We start from the raw sequence: 15733 nt of genomic DNA on the forward strand, positions 1-15733 counted from the left end.
CTAACCAAAGGATGTAACGTACGCAAGGGTAATTTAGCCACCACGGGTTGATTGCAGAAAAAAACAGCGGCTTTCGACACGAGATGCCTGTCGAAAGCCTTATCTGCCTGATTGGTGAATAAAAAAGCCCTCAACCAGCGGCTTTCACCGCATCGGCAATACGGTTTGCCAGCGCGATTACCGTCTCTTCATGTTCACCCTCAACCATGACGCGGATAAGCGGTTCAGTACCGGATTTACGCAGCAGTACCCGCCCGCGTCCGGCCAACTCTTTTTCCACATCCTGCGTAATCTGCTGCACTTTTTTATCTTCCAGCGGATCGTTTTCACCCGTAAACCGTACGTTAACCAGAATCTGTGGGAACAGCTTCATACCGCTGCACAAATCATGCAGGCTCATATGGTTTCTCACTATCGCGGTAAGTACTTGCAAACCGGCAATCACACCGTCGCCCGTCGTCGTTTTATCCAGCAGGATCACATGACCGGAGTTCTCTGCACCAATGCGCCATCCTTTTGCCTGCATCATTTCTAATACATAGCGGTCGCCCACCTTGGCGCGAGCAAACGGGATGCCGAGCTGTTTTAACGCAACCTCAAGCCCCATGTTACTCATCAGCGTGCCTACCGCACCGCCGCGCAGCTGTCCTTGACGCAAGCCTTCACGCGCGATGATATAGAGGATCTGGTCACCATCAACTTTGTTGCCCAAATGGTCGACCATGATGAGCCGATCGCCATCGCCGTCAAAGGCCAGACCAACGTCCGCTTTTTCAGCCAGTACGCGAGCTTGTAGCTGTCTGACGTCGGTCGCTCCGCACTCTTCATTGATATTCATGCCATCCGGTTCACAGCCAATCGCGATCACTTTAGCGCCAAGCTCGCGCAATACGCTGGGAGCGATATGGTAGGTCGCACCATTGGCGCAATCGACGACAATCTTTAAACCATTGAGGCTCAACTCGCTCGGGAACGTTCCCTTACAAAACTCGATGTAGCGTCCAGCAGCGTCAACAATGCGGCTGGCTTTACCTAATTCAGCAGACTCAACACACGTCAGCGGTTTTTCCAGTTCAGCTTCTATCGCTTCTTCTACGTCATCTGGCAACTTGGTGCCGTCAATTGAGAAGAATTTAATTCCGTTGTCGTAATACGGGTTGTGAGAAGCAGAAATCACGATCCCCGCTTCTGCGCGGAACGTGCGAGTCAGATAAGCAACCGCAGGCGTAGGCATGGGGCCGGTAAAAGAAGCCGATAAGCCCGCCGCAGCCAGCCCGGCTTCCAGCGCAGACTCCAACATATAGCCAGAAATACGGGTATCTTTGCCGATAATAATCTTACGAGAACCGTGTCGCGCAAGCACTTTCCCAGCGGCCCAACCCAGTTTAAGCACAAAGTCAGGAGTAATCGGCGTATCGCCAACCTTGCCACGTACGCCATCGGTACCAAAATATTTGCGGTTACTCATCTCGTTTTTATTCCTTCGCAGAAAGGGTGGCCTCAACAATGCGCATGGCATCAGCCGTTTCTTTAACATCGTGCACGCGAATAATCTGTGCTCCCTGCATCGCCGCAATCACTGCGCAAGCGACGCTACCATGAACACGCTGCGCAGGTGGCACGTTTAGAAGTTGTCCAATCATGGACTTCCTCGACATCCCCACCAGAAGAGGCAGTTCAAAACGATGCAACTCGCTCAGGCGGGCCAGAAGCGCATAATTATGGGCAAGATTCTTACCGAATCCGAACCCAGGATCCAGCAATAGCTTACTTTTCGGAATATTGGCGTTCACGCAGCGATCTATTTGCTGTTGCAAGAAATTTCCGATGTCCTGCATCAGGTCATCATAATGCGGTTTGTGCTGCATCGTTCGCGGCATACCCTGCATGTGCATCAGGCACACGGGCAAACCTGTTGCCGCAGCAGCTTCCAGAGCGCCAGGTTCTTGCAAAGCGCGAATATCATTAATCAGATGTGCGCCTGCCAGCGCTGATGCCGTCATGACTTCCGGTTTTGAGGTATCAACAGAGATCCAGACGTCAAAACGCTGAGCAATGGCTTCAACAACGGGCACCACACGCTCCAGTTCTTCTTCCGTACTCACCTCATCCGCCCCAGGACGCGTTGATTCACCACCAATATCGATCAGGGTCGCGCCAGCGGTAACCATCTCCTGAACGTGCAGCAATGCAGCATCGAGCTTGTTGTGTTTGCCACCATCGGAAAAAGAGTCCGGCGTGACGTTAAGAATTCCCATGACGTGTGGGCAGGAAAGATCCAGCGTTGAGTCTCTGGCAACCAGTTGCATGATTTACCTCCGCATTCTGGTGTAGTTAGCATGAAATGTGATTCGAAGAATATTCCCAGTAAAAAACCCCAGCCTGAGCTGGGGTTTCATAAGTGACCGATATCAATCGCAGGCGAATTATTTGTCGTCCGCTTGCTCTGACATGGTGTTACCGGGATTCGGCGTCTGCGGCTCATCCACTGGCGTAGGGGCTTTAGGTGTCCCACCGCCGTTGCCGGAATCGTTGTCAGAACGAGACTCTTCCCAACCCGCAGGCGGACGAACCTCTTTCTTACGTCCCATCAGGTCATCAATCTGCGGCGCATCGATGGTCTCATACTTCATCAGGGCATCTTTCATCGAGTGAAGGATGTCCATATTAGCCATCAACAGCTCACGAGCACGCACGTAGTTGCGTTCAATCAGTGATTTCACTTCCTGATCGATGATACGCGCCGTTTCATCTGACATGTGCTTGGCTTTTGCTACAGAACGACCGAGGAATACTTCACCCTCTTCTTCCGCATAAAGCAATGGACCCAGCTTTTCAGAGAAGCCCCACTGCGTCACCATGTTACGAGCAATCGACGTTGCAACTTTGATGTCATTGGACGCACCAGTTGAAACATGCTCCACGCCGTAAATGATTTCTTCGGCCAGTCGACCACCGTACAGCGTAGAGATCTGGCTTTCCAGTTTCTGACGGCTGGCGCTGATCGCATCACCTTCAGGCAGGAAGAACGTCACACCCAGCGCGCGACCACGTGGAATGATCGTCACTTTATGGACTGGGTCGTGCTCTGGCACCAGACGACCGATGATAGCGTGTCCCGCTTCATGGTATGCCGTCGATTCTTTCTGCTTTTCGGTCATGACCATGGAACGGCGCTCAGCACCCATCATGATCTTGTCTTTCGCTTTCTCGAACTCAACCATCGAAACAACGCGTTTGTTGCCACGAGCAGAGAACAATGCAGCTTCGTTAACCAGGTTAGCCAAATCCGCACCAGAGAAACCTGGTGTACCGCGAGCGATAACTGACGCATCGATATCTGGAGACAACGGTACGCGACGCATATGTACTTTCAGAATCTGTTCACGACCACGAACATCTGGCAGGCCAACAACAACCTGACGGTCAAAACGACCGGGACGCAGCAAAGCCGGGTCAAGCACATCGGGACGGTTAGTCGCCGCGATAACAATAATACCTTCGTTGCCTTCAAAGCCGTCCATCTCAACCAGCATCTGGTTCAGCGTTTGTTCACGTTCATCGTGACCACCGCCTAAACCTGCGCCACGCTGACGGCCAACGGCGTCGATTTCATCGATAAAGATGATACAAGGTGCAGCCTTCTTCGCCTGCTCGAACATGTCACGGACACGAGAAGCACCGACACCCACAAACATTTCAACGAAGTCAGAACCGGAAATCGTAAAGAAAGGTACTTTCGCTTCACCGGCAATCGCTTTCGCCAGCAACGTTTTACCCGTTCCCGGCGGGCCGACCATCAGAATGCCTTTCGGAATCTTACCGCCCAGCTTCTGGAAACGGCTAGGTTCACGCAGGTATTCGACCAGTTCGCTAACTTCTTCTTTCGCTTCGTCGCAACCGGCTACATCAGCAAACGTCGTCTTGATCTGATCTTCAGTCAGCATACGCGCTTTGCTCTTGCCGAAGGACATGGCACCTTTACCGCCGCCGCCTTGCATTTGGCGCATGAAGAAGATCCAGACACCAATCAGTAACAGCATTGGGAACCAGGAAATAAAGATAGAAGCCAGCAAGCTCGGCTCTTCCGGTGGCTCACCAACGACTTTCACGTTCTTCGTTAGCAGGTTATCCAGTAGCTTGGGGTCATTGACAGGAATGTAAGTCGTGTATCTATTGCTGTCTTTTTTGATAACACTGATCTCACGCCCGTTAATACGTGCTTCACGGACCTGATCCTGATTCACTTCAGTCAAGAAGGTTGAATAATCCACCCTACGGCCATTCGACTCGCTGGGCCCAAAGCTCTGGAAAACAGACATCAGCACAACTGCGATGACTAACCAGAGAATTAGGTTTTTCGCCATGTCACTCAAGGGATTAACCTCATATTACAACTGTGTTAAAAAACAGCGTTAGGGTACTACAGTTTGCGCCCTGTCGCTACAATATACACTTCACGAGACCGGGCACGTGAGGCGTCTGGTTTACGAATTTTCACCTTCGTAAACAGGGAGCGAATTTCCCGCAGGTATTCATCAAAACCTTCTCCCTGAAACACTTTCACCAGGAAACTTCCGCCTGGCGCTAATACATCCCGACACATACCAAGGGCTAATTCAACCAGATACATCGACTTCGGAATATCAACGGCTGGTGTACCACTCATGTTAGGGGCCATGTCAGACATCACCACCTGAACTTTGCTATCGCCAACCCTTTCGAGCAAGGCTTTGAGGACCAGTTCATCACGAAAGTCCCCTTGCAGGAAATCGACGCCGACAATCGGATCCATTGGTAAAATATCGCACGCGATAATTCGACCATTTCCACCGATTTGCGTGACCACATACTGTGACCAACCGCCAGGTGCAGCGCCTAAATCCACAACCGTCATCCCGGGTTTAAACAGTTTGTCGCTCTGCTGTATTTCGTCAAGTTTAAACCAAGCACGCGAGCGCAGCCCTTTTTTCTGAGCCTGCTGCACATATTTATCGCTAAAGTGTTCCTGCAACCAGCGACTGGAACTTGCAGAACGCTTTTTATTCGCCATCGATTTTCCAACTATTCTCAGTAACACGCTCGTGGTGGGGAGAAACTTCTCACATATTACCAATCAGAACAGTCAAATTGGTTATAATCATGAGATGGCGGTAGAATGAACCGTTTTCAATCCCAACCTAAGTAAAAAAGACAATGAACCTAAGTAATAAACAAAAACAACACCTGAAAGGCTTGGCACATCCGCTAAAACCGGTTGTCATGCTGGGCAATAACGGTCTCACCGAAGGTGTTCTGGCTGAGATCGAACAAGCATTGGCGCATCACGAACTGATCAAGATAAAAGTAGCGACAGAAGATCGCGAAACCAAAGCCTTGATTGTTGAAGCGATTGTTCGTGAAACGGGTGCCGCTAACGTTCAGGTCATCGGCCACACGCTGGTGCTCTACCGTCCTGCTAAAGAACGTAAAATTGTGTTACCACGATAACACTTTTTATTTCAGGATACTCAGTTTTAACGGAAAGGTGCCATGCCTCTCGGTTAGAGAAAAGGCCGCAAGCGGCCTTTTTCTTTTCTTTACAATTTTTGCTGTTTTAATCAACAACACGGCAAAATTTATAGATATTCGACCTTCAGGATCTCATATTCCACGTCGCCACCCGGCGTACGAATGACCACAACGTCATCTTCTTCTTTGCCGATCAGACCGCGCGCAATCGGGGAATTTACAGAGATCAGATTTTGCTTAAAATCCGCCTCGTCATCACCCACGATCCGGTAGGTTTGTTCTTCCTCGTTATCCAGGTTCATCACAGTCACAGTGGCGCCAAAAATAACACGACCGTTCGCCGTCATCTTCGTGACATCGATAACCTGTGCGTTAGACAGCTTAGCTTCAATGTCTTGAATGCGCCCTTCACAAAAGCCCTGCTGCTCACGTGCGGCGTGGTATTCTGCATTTTCTTTCAGATCGCCGTGCTCACGCGCTTCGGCAATGGCCGCAATAATTTCAGGTCGACGCACAGATTTCAGGTGGTCAAGCTCTTCGCGCAATTTTTCAGCACCACGCAAGGTCATCGGAAATTGTTTCATATTGTCTATACCTCTAAAAAAGTCCGTAAGACTCAAATAATCGTCATCCTGACGCGCTAAAAATCAAAGGCGACGGAGTCTCTGCAACGTGCCAGTCCTCACTGGACATAAAGCAAAAGCAACCAGCCCCGGAACAAAATTTCCAGGCTGGCAGCGGTTTTGCATTTTGATACGTATTTTACCCCAGAGTTCAATGAGGGTCATCGTTTACTTTAGACCTTGTTGCGCCGTAGTATGACCACACGTTACCCCGTTCTTAGCTGAGATTATGCGTTTTTCATCGATTGTTACCGGACTTGCCTGCGCTTTTGTTCTGCATGCCAATGCAGCTTCTGTTGAGGATCATCGCCAATATTTACCAGACGGTGCCAATCTGGCGCTATTGGTACAAAAAGTTGGCTCAACAACACCCAGCATGGCCTTCAATAGCCAGCAAATGGCGCTTCCCGCCAGTACACAAAAGGTGATAACCGCATTAGCTGCATTACTGCAATTGGGTCCAGATTATCGATTCGTCACTACGATGGAAAGCCATGGCCCTGTCACTAGCGGTATTCTGAACGGTAACCTCATCGTACGGTTTAGCGGTGATCCAACACTGAAGCGCCAGCAAATACGGAACATGGTGCAGGAATTAAGAAAGCGCGGGATAAAGGAAATCGCCGGGGATGTGCTGATCGACACTTCGGTATTCGCCAGTCACGATAAAGCCCCGGGCTGGCCGTGGAACGACATGACACAGTGCTTCAGCGCCCCTCCGGGTGCCGCGATTGTCGATCGTAACTGCTTCTCCGTCTCACTCTACAGTGCGCCTAAAGCGGGTGATAATGCGTTTATCCGCGTCGCCTCCTATTATCCAGTGCAAATGTTCAGCGAGGTCCGCACGCTGGCTAAAGGGTCAGCCGATGCACAATACTGCGAACTGGATGTCGTGCCGGGGGAACTGAATCGCTTTACGCTTACAGGCTGTTTGACTCAACGCACAGAGCCGCTTCCGCTGGCGTTCGCCATTCAGGATGGCGCCAGCTATGCCGGCGCTATTGTTAAAGATGAGCTACAGCAGGCAGATATACGCATAAAAGGCAGTCTTCGTCGTCAGACGCAGCCAGGAGCAGCGGGGAGTGTGCTGGCTCAGACACAGTCTGCCCCACTGCACGATCTGCTCACCATCATGCTGAAAAAATCGGACAACATGATTGCCGATACGGTTTTTCGCACCATTGGACACGAGCGATTTAGCGTCCCGGGAACGTGGCGTGCAGGCGCAGATGCAGTGCGTCAGATCCTTCGTCAAAAGGCAGGCGTAGATTTAGGAAACAGCATTGTTGTTGATGGTTCCGGCCTGTCACGACACAACCTGATCTCGCCAGAAACGATGATGCAGGTATTGCAGTACATCGCACAGCACGATAATGAGTTGAATTACATCACTATGCTTCCGCTTTCCGGCTATGACGGCACGTTGCGTTATCGTGGTGGTCTGCATGAAGCTGGCGTTGATGGCAAGGTGTCGGCAAAAACAGGGGCGCTGCAGGGGGTATACAATCTGGCAGGCTTTATTACCACAGCGAGCGGCCAGCGTATGGCATTCGTCCAGTTCCTTTCGGGCTATGCCGTGCCGCCAGAAGACCAACGCGCACGCCGTGTCCCTCTGGTGAGATTTGAAAGCCGTCTCTATAAAGACATTTATCAGAGCAATTAAAATAAGAATGCGGCCTTACCCTGATGGGATAAGGCCGCAATAGGCGAGAATTAACTAGCAGAAGAAAGAATTACTTTTGATAGATAATCTCAACGCCTTCATCATCTTCATCGTCCCAATCATCATCCCACTCTTCTTCGGCTTCTTTTTCTATTTCAGCCAACTGTTGGCGATGATAATCATCCCACATGAACTCAACTTTTTCCGGCGCGCTTTCGGCAATCGCCGTCACTTTCGGATTAGCTTTCAGGAAGCTCATTACGTCCCAGCAAAGTGGGGTGACGCCTTCACGGTTCGCTGCAGAAATCAGGTAATACTTACCTTCCCAGCCAAGCGCAGTCGCAATCTCTCTGGCACGTTTTTCCGCTTCAGCCTTGTCGATCAAATCCACTTTGTTGAAAACCAGCCAACGCGGTTTTTCTGCTAAACCTGCGCCGTACTGCTCTAGCTCGTTGATAATGATTTTGGCATTTTCAACCGGATCGGACTCATCAATCGGTGCCAGATCAACCAAATGCAACAGAACACGGCAGCGTTCAAGGTGTTTCAGGAAACGAATCCCTAACCCAGCACCTTCAGATGCCCCTTCAATCAAACCAGGGATATCCGCCACAACAAAGCTCTGTTCACTGTCCATACGGACCACACCAAGGCTCGGCACCAGTGTAGTAAACGGATAATCGGCGACTTTTGGCTTCGCTGCTGATACCGCACGGATGAAAGTCGATTTACCTGCGTTCGGCAGACCCAACATTCCCACGTCAGCCAGCAACAGCAGTTCCAGCGTCAGCTCACGTTCTTCACCTTTCGTGCCACTAGTCTTCTGGCGAGGAGCACGGTTGACGGATGATTTAAAACGCGTGTTACCTAAACCGTGCCAGCCGCCTTTCGCGACCATCAGGCTCTGCTGATGACGCGTCATATCACCCAATACCTCGCCGGTACCCTGATCCAGAACACGGGTACCAACAGGGACTTTAATCGTAATATCTTTACCGCGTTTACCGGTACAGTCGCGACTTTGCCCGTTTTGTCCACGCTCAGCGCGGAAGGATTTTTCAAAACGATAGTCAATCAGCGTGTTCAGGTTTTCGTCAGCCAGCAGATAAACGTCGCCGCCATCACCGCCGTCACCGCCATCTGGGCCGCCGTTAGGAATATATTTTTCACGGCGAAAGCTAACACAACCGTTACCGCCATCGCCTGCCACAACGAGAATTGTGGCTTCATCTACAAACTTCATTGATTCTCTCCGCAAAAAACCAATAGAGAATATCTACGTGTTTTAGGCTTGTTATTGGTTCTTCTTGGCGTAACTTTTTGATTTTACGGTATGTAGCGTATTTCTACTTACCATTAAAAAAACTGACGCACTAGAACGCATTCCAGCAAAGGAGCGGATTGTACCTGCCCGCTCCAATAATTTCATCTGTATTAAAAATAAACAACCTATGCAGACTATCAAAAGATGGCTGTGACCGCTGCAATACACTTTATCTTAAGTTACTTTTTCACCATCAATGGTGGCACAGGCTCTTTCTTTCCAGGGAGGAAGCGGTGTCCGATAGCAGAAAACATGGCACCCGCAACAACGACAAAGGCCCCTACATAGCCGACCCAATTTAGTACTGGCGCAGCAAAAAAAGTCGGCCATCCTAACGCAAGGAGATCGGAAAACAACAGCGTAAATAGCGGTGTCAACGTAATGACCGCGCTAACCTGCGATGCCTGCCAGCGAGCCATCGCCTCCGCTAGCGCGCCATACCCAATCAAGGTATTCGCGCCGCAGAACAGCAGGCAGATAAGTTGCCACCCACTAAGTTGGAAAATAACTTCAGGCTTGGCAAAAGGCGTAATAAAGACGACACACAGAACATACAGCAGAAACAGAATCTGCTGCGATGTCAGACGCCGCAATAACACCTTCTGCGCCACACCATAGGATACCCATACCGCCGAGGCGCAAACACCCAGCAGTACGCCCAGTGTGTAGTCCGTCAGTCGGGTAAAGATCTCAATCAGGCTGGTATTAAAGAACAGAATCAGGCCACAGATCAGCATGATCGCGCCAATAACCTGCGTGCCACGCATCTTTTCCTTTAGGATAAGTACGCTGGCGAACATCATACCAACAGGAGAAAGCTGTCCAATGACCTGAGACGCAGTCGGACTCAGATATTGCAGAGACGAGCTAAAGAAAACAAAATTTCCTAATAACCCCGCCGTTGCAATCAGCAACAGAACCCACCAGCGGCGATGCCGAAAAACTCGCATTGGCGGTAAATTCTTACGGGATGACAGAATAATGCCGAGTCCAATAGAAGCAATAATAAAGCGATACCAAACAATCGTATAAGGCTCCATAACCACCAGAACCTGTTTCATGGCTATCGGCAGCGCCCCCCAGCAAACAGCCGTAGTCAGCGCCAGACAAAGACCGATCCCCGTCTGTTGTTTAGTATTCATACTTATCCAGATGGTTTACTCAGAATCAGAATGTAAAAAGCCCCGCAAAGAATTGCGGGGCTTGAATCCGTAAGACCTAACGCGAAAAATTATTCAGCAACGATGCTGATATATTTACGGTTTTTTGGGCCTTTAACTTCAAACTGAACTTTACCATCAGTCAAAGCAAACAGAGTGTGGTCTTTCCCGCAGCCAACGTTAGTTCCTGCGTGGAATTTGGTACCACGTTGACGAACGATGATGTTACCAGCCAGTACACTTTCGCCGCCAAAACGTTTTACGCCCAGACGTTGTGCGTTAGAGTCACGACCGTTACGGGTTGAACCGCCAGCTTTTTTGTGTGCCATTTAATCCGCTCTCCTAATCTTAAGCGCTGATGCCGGTAATTTTCACGTCAGTGAACCACTGACGGTGGCCTGCTTGCTTACGGTAGTGTTTACGGCGACGGAACTTAACGATCTTAACTTTCTCGCCACGACCATGAGCAACAACTTCAGCTTTGATTTTACCGCCATCGACGAAAGGAACGCCGATTTTGATTTCTTCACCATTAGCAACCATCAGAACTTGGTCAAACTCAACGGCTTCACCAGTTGCGATGTCCAGCTTTTCCAAGCGAACGGTTTGACCTTCGCTTACTCGGTGTTGTTTACCACCACTTTGGAAAACTGCGTACATATAAAACTCCGCTTTCCGCGCACCCGTTAATAGGTTTCAGAGCACGCTATAAATATTCATAATAGGGCGCGAATTCTACGCAAAAATACTGCGGATGACAAGTGCATAATCAAAGGATGTGAAGAAAAAGAATACAACGTATGAACTGCCGTTTATCTCTCTCATTTTTCAAGTACAATCGGCGCAATAAGTTCCGTCTTGCCGATATGCAACAGCAATCTTACGGCAGTGTTGAAGACATACGTTGGCTCAAATCATGAATCTAGAACAAATTACAACATTAACCGCACAGGATATGGCAGCTGTTAATAACGTCATTCTTGAACAACTGAATTCCGACGTCGTTTTGATCAACCAGCTTGGGCATTACATCATCAGCGGCGGTGGAAAACGTATACGCCCAATGATTGCTGTGCTAGCCGCCAGAGCCCTCGACTATAGCGGTGATAAACATGTCACTGTCGCCGCACTGATCGAATTTATCCATACCGCAACGCTATTGCATGATGACGTAGTTGACGAATCCGATATGCGACGGGGGAAAGCAACGGCCAATGCCGCCTTTGGCAATGCCGCGAGCGTGCTGGTTGGGGATTTCATCTATACCCGCGCCTTCCAGATGATGACCAGCCTTGAATCGTTACGCGTACTAGCGCTGATGTCAGAAGCAGTAAACGTAATTGCCGAAGGCGAAGTCTTGCAATTAATGAACTGCAACGACCCGGATATTACCGAAGAAAGCTATATGCGTGTCATTTACAGTAAAACGGCACGTTTATTTGAAGCCGCCGCGCAATCGTCATCCATCCTTGCTGGCGCGACGCCAGAGCAAGAAAAAGCGCTTCAAGATTATGGCCGCTATCTGGGCACCGCGTTCCAGTTAATTGACGACCTGCTTGATTACAGCGCAGACGGCAAAACGCTAGGCAAAAACACAGGTGATGACCTCAATGAGGGCAAACCAACGCTGCCACTGCTGCACGCCATGCGTAATGGTAATGCAGAACAGAGTTCGCTGATTCGTAAGGCAATTGAAGAAGGAAACGGGCGCCATCTTCTGGAACCTGTGCTTGCCGCCATGCAACAATGTGGTTCGCTTGATTACACACGTCAGCGTGCAGAAGAAGAGGCAGATAAAGCGATTAGCGCATTGCAGCAGTTGCCAGAAACGCCATACCGTATTGCGCTCGAAGGCCTTGCCCACTTAGCCGTACAGCGCGATTTCTAATCGTGGTGTGAGGTACTTGCCTGGTAACGTTCATCGTTAACTCAATCGTAAGTAGCGCTGCCTTGCAGCGCTACTCGCTCGCAGACTAGGCAGTCTGGTCGATGGTGACATCATCCAGCCGAGACAACATCGCTATCGTCCCTTCACGCAAGATGAAATTAATCAGTCGGGTTCGTTCATCAACGGAAAGTTGATGGAAAATATGCACCCACGATGACAGCAGCGTTGGCTCATTATCGATACGATAATATTCTGTTGGCGGATTCTCTTTTACTAGCAGAGAGTTCCTGACCTCGTTCGGCAAACTGCGAATCGAATATTCGACACCGCGTCCTTGAACTCCTTTCCGCCTGCGCTTTTCCCAACCGTCGTCTCGCGCCCGTTTGTTCAGCCCCTGCGGTGACTTCGGCAAACCACCTACGCCAACCAGCTCACTTGTTGCAAACCATTCTTTGTCCATACTCGTCACTCCCTTGTTTGTTTTGAACAGGCATTACATCAACTCGCCCAAAAGTTTCCATATAATAGACTATAATTACCTAAACCGCTAACTTTTACGCGTTACCGACACACCTAAGTAATAAAGAAATGATTAAATCCAGTGCGATGCCGAAACATCGCGATCAAAGCAATACGGTAAAGCGAACAAAAATGCGGGTTCCTTTTTATCGCCAAAGCACACCACCAGAAAGATCGCTTTCGATGACTCAGTCAATCTCCATTGATGAGATAGGTTCCTCGTCCGACGGTGTAATGCCCAGCTGGCTCAGCGTAGACGACACGCCGACGCGAAGAATATAAGCGATTAGCTCATCCCTTTCTTTTTCAGATAGTTGCTGATAAATCTGCATCCATACCGCTAATGCCGCAGGCTGCTTAGCCGAGTAGGCGGAAGGCTCGATTTCGAGTAATAGGGATTTTTTTACTATATCCGGCAAGCTGTGAATTGAGTACTCCACTCCTCTTCCCTGGACGCCTTTACGGCGACGCTTCTCCCATCCATCCTCACGGGCGCGCTTATTCAATCCTTGTCTTGATTTCGGAAGGCCGCCGACTCCAACCAATTCGCTGGTAGCAAACCACTCTTTTTTCATTGCCTTTCATCCTGATAGTGCCATCCCTAACAAAAACGCGCTTATTTGGAAATTAATTGAGAATTTTAAGGAAAATTAATGCTATATTATTTCCAAATAATAATGTCATGTTAGCTCGGCATATAACTAACATCCGTTATTTATACCACTAATCTACAGTCGTCTTATAGCAAATAAGGGAAGGATTATGATTTTAAGGAAACAAGACTGGCATCCCGCTGATATCATTGCTGCACTGCGCAAGAAAAACACGACGCTGGCGGCAGTATCGCGAGCGGCCGGATTAAGCTCATCGACGTTAGCCAACGCGCTCTCACGCCCTTGGCCAAAGGGAGAATGGCTTATTGCTGATGCGCTAAATATCCACCCATCAGAGATTTGGCCAAGCCGATACTACGATCCGGAAACCAATGAGCTTATCGACAGAAAAAAACTCATCCGCCCCGATTAAAAAAGAAAAGCCGGAGATCGACATCTCCGGCTTTTTATTCAACGTCACGTATTACAAGAATCTCAATGATTAATTCTTGATGAACGTCTCGCCTAACTCAATATCCTGCTTCAGCGTATCCAGCATGCTGCTAAGCGCGTTTTGCTCAAAAGCGCTTAATGTGCCGATGTCTTTACGCTCTACAATGCCGTCTTTGCCCAACAGCACCGGCTGAGCGAAGAAACGGGCATGTTTGCCATCGCTTTCAACGTATGCACATTCCACCACACCGCTTTCGCCTTGCAGCGCACGAACCAGAGACAGACCAAAACGTGCAGCAGCCTGACCCATGGACAGCGTCGCCGATCCGCCACCCGCTTTGGCTTCAACAACTTCGGTGCCGGCATTCTGAATACGCTTGGTCAGATCGGCCACTTCCTGCTCGCTGAAGCTGATACCAGGAACCTGAGACAGCAATGGAAGAATCGTCACACCAGAGTGTCCGCCGATAACCGGTACATTAATATCCTGCGGCTGTTTGCCTTTCAGTTCAGCGACAAACGTGTTGGAACGGATGATATCCAGCGTGGTAACGCCGAACAGTTTGTTTTTGTCATACACGCCGGCTTTTTTCAGCACTTCTGCTGCAATGGCAACGGTGGTGTTCACTGGGTTGGTGATAATACCGATACAGGCTTTCGGGCAAGTAACCGCGATTTGCTCAACCAGATTACGCACAATGCCCGCATTGACGTTGAACAGATCGGAACGATCCATACCAGGCTTACGTGCCACACCGGCAGAGATCAGCACGATATCCGCGCCAGCAAGCGCAGGTTTAGCATCTTCACCGCTATAGCCTTTGATCTTCACTGCTGTAGGAATGTGGCTCAGATCGACGGCAACACCTGGCGTGACCGGCGCGATATCGTAGAGGGATAGTTCTGAACCTGAAGGAAGCTGGGTTTTGAGGAGGAGTGCGAGTGCCTGACCGATACCACCTGCTGCTCCGAGAACTGCAACTTTCATCCTAAACTCCTTATTATCGTAAAATAAAAAAGTGCCGTGAATTCATTTGGTTATAAACAGAATATAAAAATGGGGATAAGATCAGTCTACTCATCGTTCTGCAAATGGCATGAGAGACAAAAAAATACGCTATGTCTCTAATAATAAATCAAAAACAACCATTCGTTTGAAAGGTAAGTAAAGTTAATAAGCTATTGAGCTATAACGCGGTGTTCATTCACGTGCAATTAACCTGTGCGCTACATTACACCGATCGATGGCGTCCAAACAACATCATTCTGATAACATTTGATTTACTTTTATGTGACGCAGGACGCATTTTTCGGACTCCCCAAGAGGCGAATTTTTTTGAAAACAGCGACTAGCACATATCTGGTGAAATAGATTGGAATTATACGCGATTTAATTGCATAAAAATTCACACAACTGCATAATAGAAGGATTAACCATAACAATTAATCCGGTGCAGAATGCGAAATTCGACAAAACAAGAAGACCTCGTTAAAGCGTTCAAAGCGCTGTTAAAGGAAGAGAAGTTCAGTTCTCAAAGTGAAATTGTTCAGGCATTGCAAGACGAAGGATTTGAAAATATCAACCAATCCAAGGTGTCACGCATGCTGACGAAATTTGGCGCCGTGCGCACCCGTAATGCAAAAATGGAGATGGTGTATTGTCTCCCAGCCGAACTCGGCGTTCCTACCACATCCAGCCCGTTGAAGAATCTTGTGCTGGACGTGGACTATAACGATGCGGTCATCGTCATCCACACCAGCCCGGGAGCCGCGCAGCTCATCGCCCGTCTGTTGGATTCACTCGGGAAGTCAGAGGGAATCCTCGGCACCATCGCGGGGGATGACACGATCTTCACCACCCCAGCAAGAGGCTTCAGCGTCAAACAGCTTTACGAAGCGATTCTGGTGTTATTCGAACAAGAGCTGTAACGCGCCCGTTCACTGCCGCTCTTCATTGCTCGTTTCTTTACTGCATATTTTTCGCTACGTATAGGCTCTC

17 protein-coding genes are annotated in these 15733 nt (G+C 49.3%); 5 read left to right on the forward strand and 12 right to left on the reverse strand.

Annotated features, from left to right (window positions below; all coding sequences use genetic code 11):
- Nucleotides 1–130: 130 nt before the first annotated feature.
- From glmM to rlmE, 4 genes are all read right to left on the reverse strand, one after another.
- A complete protein-coding gene (gene glmM / locus AB8809_RS19645) occupies nucleotides 131–1468 on the reverse strand; it encodes a phosphoglucosamine mutase (protein ID WP_181829697.1) in 1338 nt (445 codons plus the stop codon).
- Between the two features lie 7 nt (nucleotides 1469–1475).
- Complete coding sequence (gene folP / locus AB8809_RS19650; RefSeq protein ID WP_012773270.1) at nucleotides 1476–2309, reverse strand: dihydropteroate synthase; 834 nt, start codon at nucleotides 2307–2309, stop codon at nucleotides 1476–1478.
- A 117-nt stretch (nucleotides 2310–2426) separates the two neighbouring features.
- Nucleotides 2427–4367: an ATP-dependent zinc metalloprotease FtsH gene (gene ftsH, locus AB8809_RS19655; RefSeq protein WP_181829698.1), complete on the reverse strand. Its 1941-nt coding sequence runs from the start codon at nucleotides 4365–4367 to the stop codon at nucleotides 2427–2429.
- Nucleotides 4368–4423: 56 nt separating this feature from the next.
- The gene (rlmE, locus tag AB8809_RS19660) at nucleotides 4424–5053 is read right to left on the reverse strand and encodes a 23S rRNA (uridine(2552)-2'-O)-methyltransferase RlmE (protein ID WP_012773268.1); all 630 of its coding nucleotides are present in this window, start codon (nucleotides 5051–5053) and stop codon (nucleotides 4424–4426) included.
- A 143-nt stretch (nucleotides 5054–5196) separates the two neighbouring features.
- Between rlmE and yhbY the strand changes: the two genes are divergently transcribed.
- Nucleotides 5197–5490: a ribosome assembly RNA-binding protein YhbY gene (gene yhbY / locus AB8809_RS19665; protein WP_010283039.1), complete on the forward strand. Its 294-nt coding sequence runs from the start codon at nucleotides 5197–5199 to the stop codon at nucleotides 5488–5490.
- Between the two features lie 128 nt (nucleotides 5491–5618).
- Here the strand turns inward: yhbY and greA are convergent, their stop codons facing one another.
- On the reverse strand, nucleotides 5619–6095 hold the full coding sequence (gene greA, locus AB8809_RS19670; protein ID WP_012773267.1) for a transcription elongation factor GreA: 477 nt from the start codon (nucleotides 6093–6095) through the stop codon (nucleotides 5619–5621).
- Nucleotides 6096–6363: 268 nt separating this feature from the next.
- Between greA and dacB the strand changes: the two genes are divergently transcribed.
- Nucleotides 6364–7797, forward strand: coding sequence for a serine-type D-Ala-D-Ala carboxypeptidase (dacB, locus tag AB8809_RS19675; RefSeq protein ID WP_012773266.1), 1434 nt, complete (start codon nucleotides 6364–6366; stop codon nucleotides 7795–7797).
- Between the two features lie 70 nt (nucleotides 7798–7867).
- Here the strand turns inward: dacB and cgtA are convergent, their stop codons facing one another.
- From cgtA to rplU, 4 genes are all read right to left on the reverse strand, one after another.
- Nucleotides 7868–9040, reverse strand: a complete 1173-nt coding sequence (gene cgtA, locus AB8809_RS19680) for an Obg family GTPase CgtA (RefSeq protein WP_181847051.1) — start codon at nucleotides 9038–9040, stop codon at nucleotides 7868–7870.
- A 260-nt stretch (nucleotides 9041–9300) separates the two neighbouring features.
- Nucleotides 9301–10263: a DMT family transporter gene (locus AB8809_RS19685; RefSeq protein WP_012773264.1), complete on the reverse strand. Its 963-nt coding sequence runs from the start codon at nucleotides 10261–10263 to the stop codon at nucleotides 9301–9303.
- Between the two features lie 89 nt (nucleotides 10264–10352).
- A complete protein-coding gene (gene rpmA / locus AB8809_RS19690; RefSeq protein WP_012773263.1) occupies nucleotides 10353–10610 on the reverse strand; it encodes a 50S ribosomal protein L27 in 258 nt (85 codons plus the stop codon).
- A gap of 19 nt (nucleotides 10611–10629) precedes the next feature.
- A complete protein-coding gene (gene rplU, locus AB8809_RS19695) occupies nucleotides 10630–10941 on the reverse strand; it encodes a 50S ribosomal protein L21 (protein WP_010283026.1) in 312 nt (103 codons plus the stop codon).
- A gap of 256 nt (nucleotides 10942–11197) precedes the next feature.
- Between rplU and ispB the strand changes: the two genes are divergently transcribed.
- Nucleotides 11198–12169: an octaprenyl diphosphate synthase gene (gene ispB, locus AB8809_RS19700; protein ID WP_349855322.1), complete on the forward strand. Its 972-nt coding sequence runs from the start codon at nucleotides 11198–11200 to the stop codon at nucleotides 12167–12169.
- Between the two features lie 85 nt (nucleotides 12170–12254).
- Here ispB and AB8809_RS19705 read toward each other — a convergent pair whose 3' ends face one another.
- Together AB8809_RS19705 and AB8809_RS19710 are read right to left on the reverse strand one after the other, a co-directional pair.
- Complete coding sequence (locus tag AB8809_RS19705; RefSeq protein WP_010283015.1) at nucleotides 12255–12629, reverse strand: DNA-binding protein; 375 nt, start codon at nucleotides 12627–12629, stop codon at nucleotides 12255–12257.
- A 247-nt stretch (nucleotides 12630–12876) separates the two neighbouring features.
- Nucleotides 12877–13263: a DNA-binding protein gene (locus AB8809_RS19710; RefSeq protein ID WP_349855323.1), complete on the reverse strand. Its 387-nt coding sequence runs from the start codon at nucleotides 13261–13263 to the stop codon at nucleotides 12877–12879.
- 187 nt (nucleotides 13264–13450) lie between these two features.
- Between AB8809_RS19710 and AB8809_RS19715 the strand changes: the two genes are divergently transcribed.
- Entirely contained in the window at nucleotides 13451–13714 is a 264-nt protein-coding gene (locus AB8809_RS19715) for a helix-turn-helix transcriptional regulator (RefSeq protein WP_012773260.1), read from the forward strand.
- Nucleotides 13715–13783: 69 nt separating this feature from the next.
- Here AB8809_RS19715 and mdh read toward each other — a convergent pair whose 3' ends face one another.
- Nucleotides 13784–14722 carry a malate dehydrogenase gene (gene mdh, locus AB8809_RS19720; protein WP_349855324.1) on the reverse strand — a complete coding sequence of 313 codons (939 nt, stop codon included), beginning with the start codon at nucleotides 14720–14722 and terminating at the stop codon, nucleotides 13784–13786.
- 470 nt (nucleotides 14723–15192) lie between these two features.
- Between mdh and argR the strand changes: the two genes are divergently transcribed.
- Nucleotides 15193–15663: a transcriptional regulator ArgR gene (gene argR / locus AB8809_RS19725; RefSeq protein WP_012773258.1), complete on the forward strand. Its 471-nt coding sequence runs from the start codon at nucleotides 15193–15195 to the stop codon at nucleotides 15661–15663.
- The last annotated feature ends 70 nt before the right edge of the window (nucleotides 15664–15733 follow it).

Source organism: Pectobacterium aroidearum (assembly GCF_041228105.1).
GTDB lineage: Bacteria > Pseudomonadota > Gammaproteobacteria > Enterobacterales > Enterobacteriaceae > Pectobacterium > Pectobacterium aroidearum.